Here is an 18,822-nt window from a genome sequence, read left to right as displayed (position 1 = left end):
CCCTCGGCGCGGCCCGCCGCCCTGCCGTCACCATGAGCATTATCTCGGCCCCAAGTGAACAGTCGGCTATGACCCTCGATATCGGCATGCTCGGCTATCGGTTTATGGGTAAGGCTCACGCAAACGCGCTGGACCGCCTGCCCATGTTCTTCCCCGAAGCGCCCGCCGTCAACAAGGACGTGCTCGTCGGCCGCGACGAGGACGCGCTGGCTGACGCAGCCGCCCAGTTCGGCTTCGACCGGACCGCGACGGACTGGCGGGATATCGTCGACGAGGTAGACGTGTTCTACAACCTCGGCCCGAACCACGTCCATGCCGAGCCGTCCATCGCGGCGCTTGCGGCCGGCACGCCGACGTTCTGTGAGAAGCCGCTCGCGCCCACGCTCGATACGGCTGAGGAAATGGCCGAGGCCGCTGCTGATGCTGACGTGCCCGCAGGTGCGGCGTTCAACTATCGGTTCGTCCCGGCCATCCAGTACGCGAAGGGGCTCATCGACGACGGCGAACTCGGCGAGATTCACCACTTCCGCGGCCAGTACCTCCAGGACTGGCTGGTCGACCCCGACGCACCGTGGTCATGGCGCAACGACGAGGAGATGGCTGGTAGTGGAGCGCTCGGCGACCTCGGGTCGCACACGGTCGACCTGGCCCGGTTCCTGCTCGGCGACGCCGCCGGCGAAATAACAGACGTGAGCGGCCATCTCCGGACGTTCACCGAGGAACGTCCTGTGGAGGGCAGCGACGAGACGCGCCCGGTGACCGTCGATGACGCCTACAGCGCTCAGATTGCTTTCGACAACGGCGCGATGGGAACGCTCGAAGCATCGCGGGTCGCCAACGGCCACAAAAACGCTCACACCATCGAAATCGAGGGGTCGAAGGGCGCAGTCAAGTTCGACCTCGAACGGCTGAATGAACTGCAGGTGCTCACCGAGGGTGACCGCGGCTTCCAACAGGTGCTTATCACCGACGAAGACGACCCCTACGTCGACCACTGGTGGCCTCCCGGCCACGTCATCGGCTGGGAGCACACGTTCGTCCACGAGAACTACGAGTTCCTCTCGGCCGTGGCAGACGGCGGCGAACAGGAGCCGTCCTTCGCCGACGGCCTCGCCGCACAGCGGGTCCTCGACGCCATCGAACAAAGTGACGACCGCGGCGAGCGGGTCAGCCTGTAGGGCCGCGAACCGAAACCCCCTTTCGGTGGCCACTGGTAGATTCTGGCATGCTCTCTATCGCGCTGGCCGGGAAACCGAACGCCGGCAAGTCTACTTTCTACAAGGCGGCGACGATGGCCGACGTGGACGTGGGGAACTACCCGTTCACGACCATCGACGCCAACCGCGGGGTCAGCCACGTCCGAACAGACTGCCCCTGTCTCGACCGGGAGGAACGCTGTGGTGACGACAACTGCCGGGACGGAAAGCGCTACGTCCCGGTAGAGCTCATCGACGTGGCCGGTCTCGTTCCCGGGGCACACGAAGGTCGCGGCCTCGGGAACCAGTTTCTCGACGAACTGTCGACCGCCGACGTAATTCTCAACGTCGTCGACGCCTCCGGCGGGACCGACGCCGAGGGTGAACCCGTCGAGGTTGGCGAACACGATCCTGTCGAGGACGTCCACTTTATCGAGGAGGAGATGGACCTGTGGCTCGCCAGCATCGTCGAGCGCAACTGGGAGTCAATCGAACGCCAGTCCCGATCGCCGGACTTCAAGCTCGACGAATCGCTCGTGGATATGCTGGCCGGCGTCGGAGCCTCCGAACTCGACGTGGCGCGGACACTGCGGGACCTGGAGTATCCCGAGGACCCCATCGCCTGGACCGACGAGCACCGCGAGGCGCTGGCGACGGAGATACGCCAGCGGACAAAGCCGCTCGTCGTCGTCGCAAACAAGGCCGATATCGCACCGGACGGGAACATCGAAGCCCTGCAGGAAGCCGCCGACGTGGTCGTGCCCGCGACGGCCGACGGCGAACTCGCGTTGCGCAACGCCGCACAGGCCGGGGTCATCGACTACGACCCGGGCGACCCGGACTTCGATATCGTCGGCGACGTGAGCGACCAGCAACGGGAGGGGCTGAACCGCATCCGTGGCGTGATGGACGAGTGGGGCGGCACCGGCGTTCAGGGCTCGCTTGACACCGCCGTCTACGACCTGCTCGACCATCTGACGGCCTACCCTGTCCAGAACGAAACGCACTGGACCGATGGGCAGGAGAACGTCCTCCCCGATGCATTCCTGCTGCGACAAGGAGCAACCCCGAAAGACCTCGCCTACGCTGTCCACTCAGACATCGGCGACGGCTACATTCACGCCGTCGACGCCCGTGAGAACCGGCGCATCAGCGATGAGACGGAACTTGAGGAGGGAGCGGTCATCAAAATCGTCAGCGACGCGAACTGAGCGCGCAGATGGCGCTACAACCGCCATCTCGGCCACCTATTTCGGCAGTAGGTCCCGAAGCGTTGCCCGAATGTCCTCGCTCCCGGGACTCTGTGGCACTTGCCCGAGCACGTCTTGACCGAGTCGCTCCGTCGCCGCGCCGACTGAAAGCCCGTCCAAGAGCGACCCGTATTTCAGCGCCAGCCGTGGCGACAGGTCAAACAGCAGGTCTCGCTTCCCGATGAGCGAGTGGGTTATCGACAGAATTTCGACGGCGTTGTCGACGTACTGCTGTCTGGCGTCGTCGTCACCGTAGCCAGCCAGCGCCGCCAGCAGGAACTGCTCTAGTTCGGTCTCACGGTCGTGGAGTGCCGGCGGGTCCGAGAGGACGGTCGTCCCGTCGGGCCGTTCCGGGAGCATGCTCCGGCGCGGCGCATACGAGAGGACAGCACCAGTGGTGGGCGTGGTTGCAGCGGGCAGCGGTACGGCCAGCCGCTTCGAAGGGGTTGTATCGGTGAAGACGACGTGGAGGTTCGCCGGCTCGCCACGAACCGGCTCGTCCCAGCCGTCGGGAGTATGCGTGTAGCCGCGTCGGAGCGCCTCCCGGAGCGTTCGTTGAATCCGTCCGCCTTCGCCCTGCAGGTCCAGATGGAGCACGACAGGGCCGTTACCGCTCTCGTCGATGAGCGACCACAGTGCCGGAAGCGCGTCCGCAGCGCCAGCCGAGAGTTCGTAGCAGGCCGCACCCTGCTCTGCGGCTAGCAGTCGGGCGAGCGTACTGCCGCGCCAGCCAGTCAGGTCGGCCACGTAGAACCACGGGAGCGTGTGTATCGGGCCGACTGCGGCGTCGCCGGCCGCCGTGTCGATGGTCGGCGGGACCGTTTCGAGATAACTCTCAATAGTCGCTAGTTCGGGGGCGAAATATTCGGTCGTCGCCGGGGGGAGGTCGGTTGTTCGGCGACGATGGTCGTCGACTGAATCCATACCGGGTGTAGGCCCGAGTGCCGGAAAACGGTGACGAGAGAACGACTGGCAGTGAGTCGAACATTCGCGACTGGCGTGTGCGTCCCGGCAGTTCCCGACTCCGAAGCCACTGCCGGCCGACGAATCGGTACGTCTCTCACGTCCGCCACTTCACTGTCGTTTCTGACCAGCGAAGGGAAACCCGTTTTTTGCCCCGTCCCGAATCAGGCGTATGAACGTACGGACGATAGCCGACCTGGGTCCCGACGAACGGGCCGCTTTCTTCGACCGCGATGCCGGTGTCGACGCCGTCAGAGACGACGTGCGCGATATCGTCTCACAGGTCCACGAGGAAGGCGACGTGGCGCTGCGACGCTTCGCCGAGGAGTTCGACGGCGTGTCGGTGGGCAACATCGACATCACCGACGCCGCCGAGCGGGCCTACGAGGAGATCGACGACGAAGTACGCGAGGCCATCGAGGACGCCGCGGCGAATATCCGCGCGTTCCACGAGCGTCAGGTCCCCGAAGACTGGCGTGACGACTTCGACGGGCGGGAACTCGGCCGTCGATACCGGCCGCTCGATAGCACCGGCGTGTATGCGCCCGGCGGCACGGCGGCCTACCCCTCCAGCGCGCTGATGGGCGTCATCCCGGCGAAGGTCGCCGGCGTCGAGCACGTCGCTGTCGCCACCCCACCAGCTGAGGAGGTTAATCCCGTCACGCTGGCTGCTATCCACGTGGCTGGGGCCGACGCCGTCTATCAGGTCGGGGGCGCACAGGCCATCGCGGCACTGGCCTACGGGACCGAGACTGTTAGCGCGACGGACATCGTCGTCGGCCCCGGCAACCGCTGGGTCACGGCGGCGAAGGCCGAGGTCCGTGGCGATGTGGCTATCGACTTCTTAGCCGGTCCTTCCGAGGTCATGGTCGTCGCCGACGGCGACGCGGACCCGGAACTGGTCGCGGCAGACCTCGTTGCACAGGCCGAGCACGACGAGAACGCCTCTGTTGTCGCCGTCACCGACGACGCGGACCTCGCCGAGCAGGTCTCCGACGCCGTTGACAAGCAGGCCGACGGTCGGGAGCGCGAGGCAGTCATCCGTGCCGCACTGGACAACGACGCGTCCGGCGTGTTGCTTGCCCGATCGATGAGCGAAGCCGTCCTCTTCGCCGAGGAGTACGCCGCGGAACACCTCTCGATTCAGGCTGCTGACGACGAATCGCTCCTCAAACGGATTCCCTCCGCTGGGTCCGTGTTCCTCGGCCCGTACAGCCCCGTTGCGGCCGGCGACTACGCGACCGGGACGAACCACGTCCTGCCGACCGGCGGCAGCGCACGGGTCACCGGCGGTCTCTCCGTGGACACGTTCGTCCGGTCGACGACGGTCCAGCGCCTCTCCGAGGATTCACTGGGTGACATTGCGGACACGATTACGACCCTCGCCGAAGCCGAAGGGCTCGGCGCCCACGCCGAGAGTGTCCGTAAGCGATTCGAGGAGTAATGCGGTCTCCGGAGCTTTCCTGCTGAGCAACGCAGACGTATTTTTCCGAACTGTCCTACCGGCGTCACTGTTAACACGTTCGGGCGTCCACGTAAGTGTATGAGCAGCACAGCGGACGACGGCGATCCGAACCTCGGGGGCGAGGACGTAGCCGTCACCGAGCAGGCAGCGGGAGAGGCACTGGACCTCCTCGAAAGCGAGGGAATGGACGTCGACGAATCCGGACTCCGCCTGTATGTCCAGCAGGGCGGTTGTGCTGGACTCTCCTACGGGATGCGGTTCGAACACGAACCGGAAGAAGACGACGAGGTGTTCGAGCGCAACGGGCTCCGCGTGTTCGTCGACGACGCCAGCATCGACTACATCGAAGGGTCAGTACTCGACTACGAGGGCGGCCTGCAGGGGGCCGGGTTCCACGTCCAGAACCCGAACGTGGTCAGCGAATGTGGCTGTGGCGAGTCCTTCCGGACGTAGCTACTCTTCGAGTTCGAACGCCACGACGACTTCGGCCTGGTACTCGCGGCCCTCGACGCCGGCGATCTCGACGCCGAGTTCCTCCACTTCGACCCACTTGAGATTGTCAAGTGTCGCCTCCGCGCGTTCGATGGCGTCGTCAGCGGCCTTGTCGAAGCTTTCCGGACTGGTCCCGATGAGCGTGATCTTCTTGAAAACCATTTGCATGCGATTTGTTCACACGGAAATGTCATAAAAGTACGGACAGGTCACTGAGACTGTCGGTTGAGCAACGTCTCGACGTGACCGACCACGCCGGTGAGGTGTGCAGTCCCCCAGATCGACACGATAATCGCACCGATAGCGTCGAACATGAGATCGAGCATCGTGTCGCTGAGACCGAACTGTGTCAGAATCGTGTCGTTCCCGGTTGCCGACGCGGCGAGCGTGATCGAGAACTCGATGACTTCCCAGAACACACCGAAGGCCATCACGAACAGGAGAAGGAACACGAACATGAACCGCGAGGGGATCGATATCTCGTCGGTGTGCTCGTCGAGCGCGCGAACCGTCGTGTACCCGACAGCGGCGACGACCGACGACGAGAGGGCGTGGGTGAAGTGGTCCCACCACCAGATGGTGACGTAGAAGTTCTCTTCGGACCCAGGCAACCCAACAGTTCCGAGCGCGTGGAAGAATGCCGCGGATGTGATCCACAGCGTCAGCGCGGGGTCGAGTGCGATGCCGTAGTCCCGCTCCAGCAGCGCCGGGAGTTGCGTGACGAGGATGGCGACACCCGAATTGACGATGATACCGACGTTGCCCCGCTCGATACCGACCGCGAATAAGCCGATGAGTGCGAGTGACAGGACCCGCGAAAGCAGTTGCTGGGTCGCCGTGCTGATGCTGAAGCGGTCACGGACCCTCATACGTCCGGCTGGACCTCCTCGGGAACGCGGCTGGTTCCGGCCTGCCGGCGGACGTAGTACGCGAAAACCACGCCGGCACCGATACCGGCGATGGTCGATGCGACGAACTCCCACATCACCGCTTCCTCGATGACGTGCTCTGACACCGTCGGATCGAGAATGAAGGTGGTGCCGAGCAACTGGTCAGCCGCCCAGCGAACGACCGCCCAGACGCCGGCAGTGGCCATCGTGGTAATGGCGACGAAGACGACGGCGAATCGGGGCGTCATCCGGACGGGGGTAAAGAGCTGCAGTTCGACGGCGAGAATGAGCGCGATGGCGGCGACCGAGAGGTAGGTCGCGAGATTTCCGGTCATCGAGAGCGTCGCAAACAGGCGGCCAACGACGGGCGACGCCGCAAGCAAGAGGATTTCCCAGGGGAGCATGGCGTCCCGGTTGCGCAATAGCACCGGTGGAAACAGCGCCAGCGCCGCGACAGCGGCTGCAAATCCGGCCCACAACAGGTCGGCCTGAACAGCACTTGTCACCGACACAGCCGCGAGCATAGCGACGATGCACCACGCCGCGAGGGCGTTGACGCGCTTGTCCCGGAGCAACTGCGCTACGTCTCGGCTCATATTATCTGGTGAATCCCGACTCGAAAAACCCTATCGACCGATACCGGCGGCGTGGGCTGTTTAGATAGCCCCGTACGCCATGGCATACGCGAGCGCAGCGATGGTCACTGCCGCCAGCCCCGTCACGACTGTCTCCAGCCAGTCGACGCCGTCACTGAACGGCCGGGTCGGCGCGCCGACGACACCCAGTGCGAGGACGCTGAACACGAAGTGCGCCGACTGTTCGAGCGTCGGTGCAGGCATGAACAGAACGGCTGCTGCATACCCCAGTCCCAGCGCTGCTCGGGGGCGGACGAGCCCCGTTAGCGTGTACCCGCGGAGGTGGACGTAGGTCCACACCGCGAGCCAGACCGTCGCGAGCTCGATGGCGAACGCCGCCAGAAGGTGCGTGGTCGGGTCAGGGTGGAGAAGCACCCGCTCGGCGACGAGCGTCACGTCGAAGGGATAGAAGAACGGTGGCGGACCGCCGGTGAAGAGGTCGCCGAATGGGTGGCTAAGCAGTCCCAGTAGCGCCAGCCCGGTCACCGTCCGGGGGCTGATATCGCGGGACTGTGCGACTGTGGCGACACCAAGCACGGCCAGGACGAACACGACCGTCACGAGTCCTGCGATGGGACCGCTGACTACTCCCGTAAGCACGGTCAGTGCGACGCCGATGGACAGCGCGCCGATTCGGGCAGTCCGCGAGTTACTTGCCCAGAGGCCGGCCGCGATGGCGAGTGCGGCCCCCAACAGGAGTGAGTGTGTCGGTCCGCGGTGAACGACGTCCGCAACTTCCCAGAACCCATCTGCGGTCAGGCTCCCGGCAGCCCCGACGAGTAGCCCGAAGGGGGCATAGACGATGTCAACGTCAGGAGCTGCGGCGAACAAGCCGGCCACGACACCTAGCTGAACCGCTCGCTCGCGGGAGAGCCCGAACCACCACGCGGCGAGGGCTCCGAGGGCGAACGCGAGCAGCGCGTGCCCGACGAACATACCTCGAATATGATGCCGATAGGCTTAAACACCACGTGTGAACGGGTAGCGCGGTGCTTGGCCCGCTCAGGACTCGGATCCGACCTTCGTCCAGCGTTCTTCGATGGCCGCGTTGGCCCTGACGACGGTGTCATCGTCGACACGGAACCGCGTCTTCCGGAGTTCGATTGCGACTACCTCACCGGTGGTGTCGCCGGCTTTGACAGTATCGCCGGGATTGAAGTCGGGGTCACGGAGGAGGTAGACACCGGCAACGGCGTCCTTGATCATCTCCGAGAGCGCGTAGGAGACGCCGAGCGCGAGGAATCCAGTCGCCGTGCCCAGCGACGCGGCGATGGCGGTCAGGCCGACGATAGAGAGGAACGACAGCGCCACGCCGAACCACAGGAACACGAGTACGATCACCGACAGAAACTGCCGGTACACGGGCGATTCGCCGGGCAGCGATCGCTTCAGGACGGCCCGGGCGACGATCATGATCGCTTTGATGCCTACTGCAGCGATTGCGAGAAAGACGAACGCGGTTATGAGGCGTGGGAGTGCGTCGACGACGTTCGTAACTAGCTGTTCGAGCGTTCGGTTGATGACACCGACTTGCACGCCGGATGGTGAACGGAGAGGCCCCTAAGTGTTGGCGTCAGCCGACACGGCTGTGTCGCCGGGGTGACGGACCACTTCGTACTCGCCGTCCTCAGTAATCCCGATGACAGCCCAGTCATAGGATACGTCCTGCCGATTGAGGCGGCGGCTGAGGTGCGTCGCATCGTCGGTGCGTGTGACGAAACAACGCAAGTCGCCGCCCTCGGGTATCGGGTCCTGCGAGTCAAGCACTGAGACAGTGACGACGCGCCAGTCGCGTTCCGCTCGCAGTTCGGTGCCAGTGCGCGACACGGTGTATCCGAGGTCGTCGAATATCGACCGGGCCTGCTCGTCGAGTGATGTGGTAACGGCCCCCATCTGGGAGTCAGTACCACCGGCTCTCTGATAAACGTTCCCACTAACTACTTAGCTGATAGTTCTCGCGTGGACGAACGGATGAGAACGACACCGCTGGGCCGTCTAAACAGAGCGTTACTCGTGAGCGGCGTCCCACTCCTCGGCCTTGCGGAGGTTCGAGCAGTCGTTACAGCGGATGCGCCCCATCGAGTCCATCGCGTTGTTGAACGTCTCGCAGTTGCTACAGAAGTAGCCCCAGCGACGTTCGCGGTCGGCGTCGCGGTAGACGACGTAAAACGCGCCTTTCGTGCCGATGTCGCCGTCGCTCCGGTCGACGTACAGCGTCTCGCCGTCGGGTCCCTCAAGTGCGTCCATACGTAGTCATGACGGGCCAGTGGCTAAATCACTGCGGAAACCATTAGTCGCTGGTCCCCCTCCACTGTTGGTGTGAGTCCGCGGCTAATCCAGTACTCCGACGTGGAGAAAGCGTACGATACACCCGAGCGAATCGGGCGGTTTGCGGGGACAGTGGCCGCCGCTGACGGCCCGGATGCACTGGTGGTCGGCACCGGGGACAACACCGGGCCGGGGGTGCTGTCGCTAGTCACCGACGGCGAGCAGTCGCTGGACCTCTTCACTGCGGTGACGCCCGCGTTCGAGACGCTGGGCAACCACGATTTCGACCACGGACTCGACGCGACGCGGGACATCATCGCCAGGTCCCCACAGACGTGGCTGACCGCGAACGTCGAACAGGACGGCGAGCGGTTCGCCCGACGGCAGACCCGACCGTGGGCGAGTCGGACCGTCGACGGGACCCAGGTCGGCTTCGTCGGCGTCACTAGCCCGGATACGGCCTCGGCCAATCCGCAGGCGACCACGCTGACGTTCACCGACCCTGTCGAAGCCGTCAGCGAGGCGGCCACAGCGCTTCGGGACGACGGGGCAGAGGTTGTTGTCGTGCTCTCACATCTGGGTCGGACTGACGAGAAACTGGCCCGCGCCTGCGACGTGGACGTAATCCTCGGCGGGCACGTCCACGAGCGCCGTATCGACCGCGTCGCCGGGACGCTGCTCACCAGACCCGGAGCCAACGGCCGGGCCGTCGTCGAGGTCGACCTCACCGGGCCGGAACCGACTGCGCAGTTCCGTGAGACAGCCGACGGCCCTGTCGACGACCGGGTCAGGGCGGCCATCGAGGACCGACTCTCCGCGGCGGGACTGGACGAAGTCGTCGGTCGTGTCGACGACCCTCTCGACCGGCAGCAGGCGACGACCTATGGTGGCGAGTGCCGGCTCGGCAACCTCGTCGCTGACGCGTACCGGTGGGCGACGGGCGCAGACGTTGCCCTGCAGAACAGCGGCGGTCTCCGGAACGACACGGTACCGCTCGATGGGGAGCTGACGGTCGCCGATATGATTTCTGTCGTTCCGTTCGAGGAGCCACTGACCGTCGCCGAACTGACGGGTGCGGAACTCCGGACGGTGTGCCGACAGGGAAGCGGGCAGCAGGTCGCGTTCGGCGACCCGGACTGGTGGCACGCCCACTTCAGCGGCGTCGAACTGGTCTGGAACAACGACACACAGACCATCGAGCAGTTACGGGTCGATGGGCGACCGGTACGCGACACCGAGACGTACACGCTCGCGACGAGCAACTACCTCTACTACACCGAACTGGAGTTTCCGGTCCTCACCGAGTCTCACCGGGTCTGCGTCGCCGACGTACAGTACGAGGCGTTGGCCGACTACGTCCGCGAGACCGATATCGCCCCGACCGTGGACGGGCGACTCACCCGTCGCTAGCGATTTAAACCTCGGCACGGTACATCTCGCCGATGCCACAGGTCGTCGTCCCGGTCAGATACCCGCTTTCGGAAAACTCCCGAGCCACGCTCGCTGAGGCCATTCAGATCGCCGACGCGGAAGACGCGGACCTCACCGTCCTCCACGTAAATCTGTACCAAAACAGCCACCACGTCGACCGGACAGAGCTCAAACGTGCCGTCGAGCAGTCGTTCGGCCACGTCCCGCGGACGCGGTACGTCGTCCGGTCGGGGATGCTCGTCGAAGAGACGATTCTCGACGAGGTCGCCGCACAGGACGCTGATATCGTCGTCATCGGGAGCAAACAGGCGAGTCGCTGGCGACAGATGATTCGGCGACTGGTCGACGACCCTGATGTCGAACAGTTCCTCCGCGAGGAACTCGACTGCGAAATCGTCACCGTCGAACCGGATGCGCAGTCTAACCGTCACTCGTCGGCGAGGTCATCGGGATCCTGACGTGGCGGGACGGGTGAGTCGCCGGAGGCCGCGTGGGTCCGGCCAACGCCGTTCAGTCCGCTCAGTCCGTCATTGAGTGAGACGTTCATCTCCCCGCTGGTGTCGTCGAAGTACAGGTGTGAGTGGGGGTACGCAATCTCGACGTCTGCGTCCTCGAGCCGTCGCCAAACGTTCGTCTGGACTCTCGAGCGGGCAGCGAGCAGTTTGTACGGTTCGGTCACCCAGTACCGGAGTGTCAGCAACACGCCGTGATCGGCGAACTCGTTGATATACACCGTCGGCGAAGCGGGATACCGGGCTGCGCCGACGCGGATGTCCGGCCCGCCGGAGATGACGTTGTCCACTTCCCGGGCCGCCGCTTCGATGAGGGTCCGCGCGGCGGCGATGTCACTCTCGTACGTGACCAGTACGTCGAGCGACAGCCGGGTCCGTGAGTCCTCCGCCGAGTAGTTGACGACATCTCGCTGGCGAATCTCCCCGTTGGGGATGACGAGAAACGTATTGTCGAGGGTGAATATCTTTGTGTGTCTGAGCGTGATGTCCTCGACGAACCCCCGCTGGCCGGTGTCGACGAGTTCAATCATATCTCCGATCTCGAAGGGCTGGTCAGCCAGCAAGAAGACGCCGGAGATCAGGCCCCCGAGAATCGGGGCCAGTACGACACCAACCACGGCTGTGAACACAGTAACGGAAAGCGCGATGTCGCCCAGTTGCAAGCCGTAAATATTCAGGATAGTCAGCAACGCAAAGATGTACACACCGGCACGGATGCCGCGCAGCGCCGTTCGAGTGAGGCTCGGTCGTCGGAACTGCCGAGCGACGCGTCGGCCGAGAAGGCGGACGAGAATCCGGGAGACGATGATTGCTAGCGCAACGACAATCAGGGATTCCCCGATGTTCACCACCCACATCGGGATATCGAAGGGCAACAGCCCGCCGATGTCGGTAGCCACTTCGGTCGCAGTTTCGGTCGGTGTCGGAATGGGTGTCTGCAACGGCCAGACAGGGCCAAAACGCATGACATGGAATCGACCCTGCCACGAGAAAAGGATTCCCCTCCCGAACTACTTAGCCCTCTCACTCCGTCTGAAAAAATATGTCCTCCGACGACATTTCGGTGGTCCTCTCAGACGATCGGCCACCGGTCGATACGCTGGCGGTCGGCGTCTCTGAGTACGGCCTGGCCGGCCTCACGGCCGTCGATTATCTGGCCGACCAGGAGTCGATGCGCGAAATCGGCCATCTGCGGACGCCGGGGCCGCCGTTTATTACTCCCTTCGAGAATGGAACTCCGAGACATCACACGCGGCTGTACGTCGACGAACCGGCGTCGTTTGCCGTCTTGGTTGGCGAGCGCTTCGTGCCGCCGGCTCAGGCAGGGGTCGTCGCCGAGGCAATCGCGACCGCCGGGAGAGAACTGGACGTTTCGAACATTACGATGCTCACCGGCGTCCCCATCGCGCACGGCCCGGACGACCACGCCCCGTTCTACATCGCAACGCCAGCGTATCAGGAAGCGTATCTTGACGACACCGACATCAGGCCGATGGGGAACGGGTTCCTCGAAGGACTGAGTGCGGAGCTTGTCACTCGGGGTATCGATGAGTCGCTTCCGACAGGCGTGTTCACGACACCGACACATCCGCAAGCGCCCGATGCCGCAGCCGCGATCAGACTGCTCACTGCGCTGAAAGCGACCCATGCGATCCAGATCGACACCGGCCCGCTGGAGGCCTTCGCCGCAAACATCGAGGCCCACTATCAGGCGCTCGCAGAACGGATAGACGCTGCCGATACCGACCCATTCCCAGATGACCGAATGTACATGTAATTTCCAAAAATGGGGACACTCATCCACGTTTTCGGGGATTAAAACTATATCAATTCCACATTGTGCGTGAACAATCAAACATTCTGCCGACACATTTTTGACCCTACAGTGCGTTCTTTTCTTTGATGACCTCCACCGAAATCTACTCGACCAGCGCGGTCGACTCAGACCCACCACCACAGACGCGGTCCAAGACATCGCTGTTCTGCCCCGACTGCGGTCACGAGAGTGCAGTCACGGGCGACTGGACCACTGAAGCAACCGAGAACAGTTTACAGCTGCGGTGTCCCAACTGTGACACCGTCGTCCAACAGCGGTAAACTACATACTTACCTCTCGTCCTCTGTAGACGCGGAACTTTCAGGGTTTTCAGCAGGCGGCTTCACTTTGATGAACCCCACGGCGAGATACACCACTGAGGCGGTGGCCAGTATGAGCAAGAAACTCGCTTCTGAAGGACTCTGCAGACTCACACCAACAGTGGCAAGCGTTGCAACGAGTACGGCGGTACACCGGCGGATGGTTTGACGAAGGAGGGCGGTGTCGTCCATACCTGACTTCTTCACGGCCAGCAACAAGAATCTTCGAGCGCCGTTCCGTTACCGGGACCCGTCCTGCTGGCCAGTGATGCCGGAACGAACGTACAGCAGTCCGTCTCAGTACTCGTGGACTCCGTCGTCAGTGACAACCGTATCCAGAAGGTGCGTCGGCGTGGCGTCGTAGGCCGGGTTCGCGACTTCGAATCCGTCTGCCGGCTCCCGGAGGACCTCCGACGGTGAGCGAATCTCGTTTTCGAAGGCGAAAGCCCCGTCGACGTACTTCGCGGCGGCCCCGACGACCGTCACCGGAACGTCGTTGTCCGCCGCCGCCGTCGCGATCGGATACGTGCCGATGCGGTTGTACAGCGTGTCGTCGACGATGCAGTCCATCCCGACGAGCACGCGGTCGACCTCCGGCATGAAGTGGCCGGCGGCGCTGTCGACGATGAGCGTCACGTCGACCCCGTCCCTATCGGAGAGATGGCGCGTCATCTTTCGGCCGAGGAAGCGTGGTCGGGACTCCGTAACGTACACCTCGAAGCTGTGGCCGGCCTCGATGGCATCGTCGATGGCCGCAAGCACCGTCGAGGAGAAGTCATGTGTCAACAGCACGTCGTCGTCGGCGATCTCCGACACAGCGCGTGCAGCGGCGCGGTCTTTCGACGACTCGACCGAGTCGATAACGTCGTCGATAGCCTCGTTCGTCAGTTCCTTGGCGGCCGCCACATCGTCGGGCTCGGCGTCCGAAACGGTGTTCACGATCCGGTGCTGGGTCGTATGGAGGGAGGCGTGTGAGGGGTTCGCTCGCCGGAGGGCGCTGCTGTTCCGGTCGAGCGAACGGAGGTAATCCTCGACCGTCGGATACTCCCTGTCTGTCAGGTCCCGGAGCGCCTGGGCGGCTTTGACTGCGACCACGGAGGAACTGTGGGTCTGCATCTCCGAGATCTCCTCGACAGTCTCGTCTATCATACCGGTGGCTGTGAGTTGAACCGATATGTGTCTTCCCCTCGCCGTCGAACAGCATTTAACGCCGTCTCACATTAGGGCTGATAGACGGCTATGGGACGGTTCAGGACTGAGACGGTCGGGATGACAGAGGGCATCGGCGTCGCCGTACTCGTCGGGCTGACGCTACTCGTGACGGCTATCGTCGGGCTGAACGTGCTCGTCATCGAGGACGACGACGGCGGTGGTCCGCAGGCGAATTTCAGCTACGACTACGTCGAGGACAACGAACTGCTCATCGTCACACACGAGCGCGGCGACGAGTTCGAAGCCGGAAATGTCGAATTCGAAGGGCCGAGCAGAACTGTCACCTGGGCACAGGTGGCGAACCGCGAGCCTGACGCGATGATTGGGCCGGGCGACATCGCACAGCTGAGCAGCGGTAACGCCTACGAGCGGCGAGTGGGTGCCCGTGACACGATCACCATATACCACAACACGAGCGGGAACCGGACCCAACTGGACCAGTGGGACGGCGCGAACTGACCTGTAAGACTGCTCAGTCCGCCGAAGCGACCGTTTCACGGTCGCTCTGTGCCGGCCGACCAAACCAGTCGTCGAACGAGAGCGGTCCGGCACCCATCGTGAACACCGCCGAGGCCATTCCAAACAGCGTGATGTGCGCGAGCACCGGGTCGTCTGGGAGTCCGAACAGCGTCGTGGTAAACAGGACAAAGGAGACGGCTGCAGCCCCGCGAGTCATGAAGCCGAAGATCAACACCAGCCCGACCAGCATCTCGGTCAGGCCGGCCCCGAGCACCCACATCCCGGCGTCGACAGGGACGACGGCGGTGAGGTCATACTTTTCGACGACCAGCAGCGCCTGGCCGGGTTCGGCGAGTTTCTGGAACAGTCCGAGATAAATGAACGTCACGCCCATGCCGACACGGACGATAACTGGAACGTACTCACGGTACGATGCCGTCGTTGCGTCCAGAAAGCGCTTGAGATGATGCACCGGGTCGATACGGCCGTAGTAGGTCCCGTCGGTGCTGGCGACCTGCTGAAGCATATGGTCTGCGCTCGGGCGGCCACCGCCCAGAATCAACAGTGCCAGAAAGGCCGGGACGTACTCCATAGCGAGAACGGCGCCTGGATCGATGGTCAGTGCCCATCCGTAGGTCACCAGCCCAATCGTCGTGACGATACGGGTCGCAAGTCCGAACAGCAGCGTGAACCCCAGCCCGATAAACAGGGCACGGACGAGTGGGTTCGTGGTCGGGTCAAACGTCACTGTCGGGGCGAACAGGTATCCCTGAAATCCGGCACCGACGAGTGGTAGCCCCACGCTGAGCCGGAGCATCCACGGGACGAGGTCCGAGTAGCCGACGAGTACGTCCCGAAGGATGACGATGTCCGCAATCGTCGGCCGAACCCAAAGGTACGCGGCGAGGCCGCCAGTCACGGCCAGTCCCGAGATGCCGAAAACGGCCGCGTTCAACGGGTTCGACAGCACGGATATCGCAAACGCCACCGCGTCAAGGGCCTCGCCTGGCCCATCAGTCACGTAGTCGACGTGTGCCGCCGCGGGTCGCGAGAGGAGAGTGAGCGCGAGGACGGCGGTGCCGACAACAGTCGGTACGCGTGTGTTCATGCCTGAGAATTCGTGCGCTATCCACCTAACCCTGTTCGTCCAGTCCATGGAGTTGGACGTTTAGATACCCCTCTCTGTAGGCGGTGGAATTATATCCACGCCGCCACTACTTATATGGCAGTGAGCGTCAACATCGAGACACAGATCGTCGAACGCGGGGACGACGAACACGTCGACGCGGCGTGGCGGCTCAAGGAGGACATCCGCGAGTCCGACGGCGTCCTTCGACAGCGACGGGGGTTCTTTCGCGACGCCTACCGACGGTCGACCACCTATCTCTACATCGACCGCTCCGAGGACCGCCTCATCGGCTTCGCCGCGGTTCGACGCGACGGCTACATTCTCTTTCTCGCAGTCGACGACGAGTACAGGGGCCACGGCTTCGGCAAGCGGCTCGTCGCCCGCGTCGCCGAGGACTACGGCAGTGTGACCTGCCACGCCCGGGCGACGAATCGGGAGGCCATCGGCTTCTACAAACACATCGGCTTCGAGATTACGCGTCGCATCGACAACTACTACGAGGACGGCGGCGACGCCTACTACCTCAAGCTCGGCGAGGACTCGATTACGGACAAACTGTCGAAGTTCCTGCGCGGCTAAGCGAACGCTTTTCAAGGGACCTCCCCAACGAGGTAGCCGATGGAAGAGCGGACCCGCGCGTACCTCCGTGGCCGGTTCGGCGACCACTACCGACAGGCATCCGTAACGCCGCCACCGGCCGCGAACGAACGTGAATGGGGGTTCATCCCGTGGACCGAAGGCCCCGGCGAGACGATGGTCCGGCATCGCTCGCTGCTGGACCTCGGCGAAATCGAGGACTTCCTCGGTCGCCGGAAGCCCCGCCACGTCTACTTCTCCGCGGGCCGCTACGACGAACCGAGCGCCTCAACGATGTCGGACAAGGGCTGGCGCTCTTCTGACCTCGTGTTCGACCTCGACGCCGACCACCTGCCCTCCGTCGTGCTAGGCGAAGACAGCTATGCCGAGATGCTCGCCAAATGTAAGGACGCGCTGCTTCGGCTGCTCGACTTTCTGGAGGAGGATTTCGGCTTTGATGACCTGACGGTCGTCTTCTCCGGCGGTCGCGGCTACCACGTCCACGTCCGCGACGAGCGCATCCGCCATCTGGAGCGGGACGCGCGCCGGGAGATCGTCGACTACGTCCGCGGCATCGGGCTGGAGTTCGACGAACTCGTCGACGAGGAGTCCGTCGCCGGTACGGCCGGCCGGTCCAGTCCGGCACAGAAGCGGACGCTCTCGACGGAAGGCGGCTGGAGCGCCCGCGCCCACCGACACATGCTCGCTGTCGTCGATGACCTGCTCGCGATGGAGGAGGCCGACGCGCTCGACCGACTGCAGGAGTACGACGGCATCGGCGAGGGGAAGGCGACGGCGGCGCTGAACGCCGCTCGATCGAACTACGAACAACTGGAAGCCGGCAACATCGACGTACATCCGGCGTTCTACCAGCTGGCGAAGATTCTGCTCCACGAGGTCGTCGCGGCGGACAACGCACCGATAGACGAACCAGTGACGACGGACACGAACCGGCTCATCCGCCTGCCTGGCTCGCTCCACGGCGGCAGCGGGCTTGAAGTCCAGCGCATCGACCGCGAGGATATCGACGCGTTCGACCCGCTGGTCGACCCTGTGCCGGAGACGTTCCGGGGCCACGACATCACCGTTGAGGTGACCGACGGCGGCCTCGTCGAGCTAGATGGCGATAGCTTTACACTGGAGGCGGGTAATCAGACTGTACCAGAGCACGTGGGCGTGTTTCTCATGGCCCGCGGGCGTGCCGAGAAGGGGAAGGAATGAACGTAGACGAGCTCCAGTCCGTCCAATCGCGGGAACGCCAGACCGACCAGCTCCAGCAGCTGCGCGAGACGTTCTACGAGGACGCCGGGCAGTTCATCCAACAGCTCCGGTCGGAGCGCGACCGCGCGGCCGAGCGCGCCGAGGACCCGTTCGACTCGCCCGAGGTCAACCGGCTGACCGACGACATCAAGACCGCCGAGCAGACCGTGGAGGCTGTGTACGAGCGGCGCGTCGGAAAAATCGTCAAGATGGCATCGCTGGCTGCGGCGGATATGCCGACCGAGGACGACGGCCTCACACAGGAGGAACGGGACCTGTTCGAGACGATGGTCGAAGCCATCGAATCAAACCGGGGCCACGTCCTCGACGTGATTGCAGGGGAGGCCCCGACCGGCGCGGTCGGCGACGAGCCGAACTCGGGCGAGCGACAGGCCCCCGACCCGGACCCACGCCAGACGGCAAACGACGCGACAGCCGGTGAACCCGAGCCGGCATCGACGCCGGACTCGGGTGTCGACGCGGCTGACATGATGGGCAGCGGTGGGGACCAGTCACCGCCAGCGGCGGAGTCCGACGCGCCGACGCCGCCGCCGGAACTGGACACGGGCAGCACCCCCGCTGCCGGCGACCAGTCCGACCCGGCGAGTGTGCCGGCCGACGATAGCGTCCCGGCACCCCCGTCTGAAGGGGGTACCGACTCCCACCCCGAACCGGCGGTCCCGAGAGACAGCGGCCAGCAGTCACCGGCCGACCCCGATACGTCTGGGGCCGACGTGGACCGGCGGACGGTCCGCATCACCGACGACGTGGGCGAGATATTCGGCGTCGATCAGCGTGAGTACGACCTCTCGACGGACGACGTAGTGACGCTGCCGGCCGACAACGCCGACCCGCTGGTCGAACAGAACGCCGCCGAGCCGTTAGAATAAGCCAACGCGACAGGATCGACGGGCCGCTGTCGAAGAAGCCGCTGGATATTACCTTCCG

At 64.1% G+C, this 18,822-nt stretch carries 24 protein-coding genes; 12 read left to right on the top strand and 12 right to left on the bottom strand.

All coding sequences use genetic code 11. The annotated features are described in order from the left end of the window. Positions 1-68 precede the first annotated feature (68 nt). Together C443_RS07610 and C443_RS07605 are read left to right on the top strand one after the other, a co-directional pair. Complete coding sequence (locus tag C443_RS07610; RefSeq protein ID WP_005535283.1) at positions 69-1,178, top strand: Gfo/Idh/MocA family protein; 1,110 nt, start codon at positions 69-71, stop codon at positions 1,176-1,178. 47 nt (positions 1,179-1,225) lie between these two features. Next, positions 1,226-2,407, top strand: coding sequence for a redox-regulated ATPase YchF (locus C443_RS07605; RefSeq protein ID WP_005535281.1), 1,182 nt, complete (start codon positions 1,226-1,228; stop codon positions 2,405-2,407). Between the two features lie 36 nt (positions 2,408-2,443). Here the strand turns inward: C443_RS07605 and C443_RS07600 are convergent, their stop codons facing one another. After that, positions 2,444-3,370 (bottom strand): hypothetical protein, encoded by a 927-nt coding sequence (locus tag C443_RS07600; protein WP_005535279.1) that lies wholly within the window; start codon positions 3,368-3,370, stop codon positions 2,444-2,446. A gap of 211 nt (positions 3,371-3,581) precedes the next feature. Here C443_RS07600 and hisD point away from each other — a divergent pair, with 211 nt between their 5' ends. Both hisD and C443_RS07590 read left to right on the top strand, forming a co-directional pair. Next, positions 3,582-4,853, top strand: coding sequence for a histidinol dehydrogenase (gene hisD, locus C443_RS07595; RefSeq protein WP_005535278.1), 1,272 nt, complete (start codon positions 3,582-3,584; stop codon positions 4,851-4,853). Between the two features lie 99 nt (positions 4,854-4,952). Next, positions 4,953-5,327, top strand: a complete 375-nt coding sequence (locus C443_RS07590; RefSeq protein ID WP_005535276.1) for a HesB/IscA family protein — start codon at positions 4,953-4,955, stop codon at positions 5,325-5,327. Here C443_RS07590 and C443_RS07585 read toward each other — a convergent pair whose 3' ends face one another. The 7 genes from C443_RS07585 to C443_RS07555 form a co-directional block, all read right to left on the bottom strand. Further along, positions 5,328-5,528, bottom strand: a complete 201-nt coding sequence (locus C443_RS07585) for a dodecin (protein ID WP_005535273.1) — start codon at positions 5,526-5,528, stop codon at positions 5,328-5,330. 47 nt (positions 5,529-5,575) lie between these two features. Further along, positions 5,576-6,235 carry a hypothetical protein gene (locus C443_RS07580; RefSeq protein WP_005535272.1) on the bottom strand — a complete coding sequence of 220 codons (660 nt, stop codon included), beginning with the start codon at positions 6,233-6,235 and terminating at the stop codon, positions 5,576-5,578. After that, entirely contained in the window at positions 6,232-6,852 is a 621-nt protein-coding gene (locus tag C443_RS07575; protein ID WP_005535270.1) for a hypothetical protein, read from the bottom strand. Before C443_RS07575 ends, C443_RS07580 begins: the two co-directional genes overlap by 4 nt. Before the next feature lie 60 nt (positions 6,853-6,912). Further along, complete coding sequence (locus C443_RS07570) at positions 6,913-7,827, bottom strand: metal-dependent hydrolase (RefSeq protein WP_005535268.1); 915 nt, start codon at positions 7,825-7,827, stop codon at positions 6,913-6,915. A gap of 66 nt (positions 7,828-7,893) precedes the next feature. Next, positions 7,894-8,427 carry a mechanosensitive ion channel domain-containing protein gene (locus C443_RS07565; protein ID WP_005535266.1) on the bottom strand — a complete coding sequence of 178 codons (534 nt, stop codon included), beginning with the start codon at positions 8,425-8,427 and terminating at the stop codon, positions 7,894-7,896. Between the two features lie 24 nt (positions 8,428-8,451). Continuing rightward, complete coding sequence (locus C443_RS07560; protein ID WP_005535264.1) at positions 8,452-8,784, bottom strand: DUF7116 family protein; 333 nt, start codon at positions 8,782-8,784, stop codon at positions 8,452-8,454. 114 nt (positions 8,785-8,898) lie between these two features. Then, positions 8,899-9,138, bottom strand: coding sequence for a DUF5816 domain-containing protein (locus C443_RS07555; protein ID WP_005535262.1), 240 nt, complete (start codon positions 9,136-9,138; stop codon positions 8,899-8,901). Positions 9,139-9,210: 72 nt separating this feature from the next. Here C443_RS07555 and C443_RS07550 point away from each other — a divergent pair, with 72 nt between their 5' ends. Both C443_RS07550 and C443_RS07545 read left to right on the top strand, forming a co-directional pair. Further along, positions 9,211-10,569: a bifunctional metallophosphatase/5'-nucleotidase gene (locus tag C443_RS07550; RefSeq protein ID WP_005535259.1), complete on the top strand. Its 1,359-nt coding sequence runs from the start codon at positions 9,211-9,213 to the stop codon at positions 10,567-10,569. Positions 10,570-10,601: 32 nt separating this feature from the next. Then, complete coding sequence (locus C443_RS07545; protein WP_005535257.1) at positions 10,602-11,048, top strand: universal stress protein; 447 nt, start codon at positions 10,602-10,604, stop codon at positions 11,046-11,048. On the opposite strand, the gene C443_RS07540 is transcribed toward C443_RS07545, so the two are convergent. Beyond that, the gene (locus C443_RS07540; protein WP_049943958.1) at positions 11,018-12,067 is read right to left on the bottom strand and encodes a mechanosensitive ion channel family protein; all 1,050 of its coding nucleotides are present in this window, start codon (positions 12,065-12,067) and stop codon (positions 11,018-11,020) included. The two genes, C443_RS07545 and C443_RS07540, sit on opposite strands and share 31 nt — an antisense overlap. A 77-nt stretch (positions 12,068-12,144) precedes the next feature. Between C443_RS07540 and C443_RS07535 the strand changes: the two genes are divergently transcribed. Together C443_RS07535 and C443_RS07530 are read left to right on the top strand one after the other, a co-directional pair. Further along, complete coding sequence (locus C443_RS07535; protein ID WP_005535252.1) at positions 12,145-12,879, top strand: proteasome assembly chaperone family protein; 735 nt, start codon at positions 12,145-12,147, stop codon at positions 12,877-12,879. A 125-nt stretch (positions 12,880-13,004) separates the two neighbouring features. Beyond that, positions 13,005-13,199 (top strand): hypothetical protein, encoded by a 195-nt coding sequence (locus tag C443_RS07530; RefSeq protein ID WP_005535251.1) that lies wholly within the window; start codon positions 13,005-13,007, stop codon positions 13,197-13,199. Between the two features lie 9 nt (positions 13,200-13,208). Here C443_RS07530 and C443_RS07525 read toward each other — a convergent pair whose 3' ends face one another. Both C443_RS07525 and C443_RS07520 read right to left on the bottom strand, forming a co-directional pair. Beyond that, positions 13,209-13,430 (bottom strand): hypothetical protein, encoded by a 222-nt coding sequence (locus C443_RS07525; protein ID WP_005535249.1) that lies wholly within the window; start codon positions 13,428-13,430, stop codon positions 13,209-13,211. Positions 13,431-13,535: 105 nt separating this feature from the next. Next, a complete protein-coding gene (locus C443_RS07520; RefSeq protein ID WP_005535247.1) occupies positions 13,536-14,387 on the bottom strand; it encodes a translation initiation factor eIF-2B in 852 nt (283 codons plus the stop codon). 90 nt (positions 14,388-14,477) lie between these two features. Here C443_RS07520 and C443_RS07515 point away from each other — a divergent pair, with 90 nt between their 5' ends. Then, the gene (locus C443_RS07515; RefSeq protein ID WP_005535246.1) at positions 14,478-14,909 is read left to right on the top strand and encodes a type IV pilin; all 432 of its coding nucleotides are present in this window, start codon (positions 14,478-14,480) and stop codon (positions 14,907-14,909) included. A 13-nt stretch (positions 14,910-14,922) separates the two neighbouring features. On the opposite strand, the gene C443_RS07510 is transcribed toward C443_RS07515, so the two are convergent. Beyond that, on the bottom strand, positions 14,923-16,017 hold the full coding sequence (locus tag C443_RS07510; protein WP_005535244.1) for a DoxX family protein: 1,095 nt from the start codon (positions 16,015-16,017) through the stop codon (positions 14,923-14,925). 120 nt (positions 16,018-16,137) lie between these two features. Here C443_RS07510 and C443_RS07505 point away from each other — a divergent pair, with 120 nt between their 5' ends. Genes C443_RS07505 through C443_RS07495 form a run of 3 tightly spaced genes read left to right on the top strand, consistent with a single transcriptional unit; the run spans position 16,138 to position 18,764 of the window. Further along, positions 16,138-16,617 carry a GNAT family N-acetyltransferase gene (locus C443_RS07505; RefSeq protein ID WP_005535241.1) on the top strand — a complete coding sequence of 160 codons (480 nt, stop codon included), beginning with the start codon at positions 16,138-16,140 and terminating at the stop codon, positions 16,615-16,617. 39 nt (positions 16,618-16,656) lie between these two features. After that, positions 16,657-17,835, top strand: a complete 1,179-nt coding sequence (priS, locus tag C443_RS07500) for a DNA primase small subunit PriS (protein ID WP_005535240.1) — start codon at positions 16,657-16,659, stop codon at positions 17,833-17,835. Continuing rightward, the gene (locus tag C443_RS07495) at positions 17,832-18,764 is read left to right on the top strand and encodes a hypothetical protein (RefSeq protein ID WP_005535239.1); all 933 of its coding nucleotides are present in this window, start codon (positions 17,832-17,834) and stop codon (positions 18,762-18,764) included. Before priS ends, C443_RS07495 begins: the two co-directional genes overlap by 4 nt. The last annotated feature ends 58 nt before the right edge of the window (positions 18,765-18,822 follow it).

Source organism: Haloarcula argentinensis DSM 12282 (assembly GCA_000336895.1).
GTDB classification, from domain to species: domain Archaea; phylum Halobacteriota; class Halobacteria; order Halobacteriales; family Haloarculaceae; genus Haloarcula; species Haloarcula argentinensis.
Note: the sequence above shows the minus strand (reverse complement) of the source record. Positions and strands in the feature narration are given on the sequence as shown.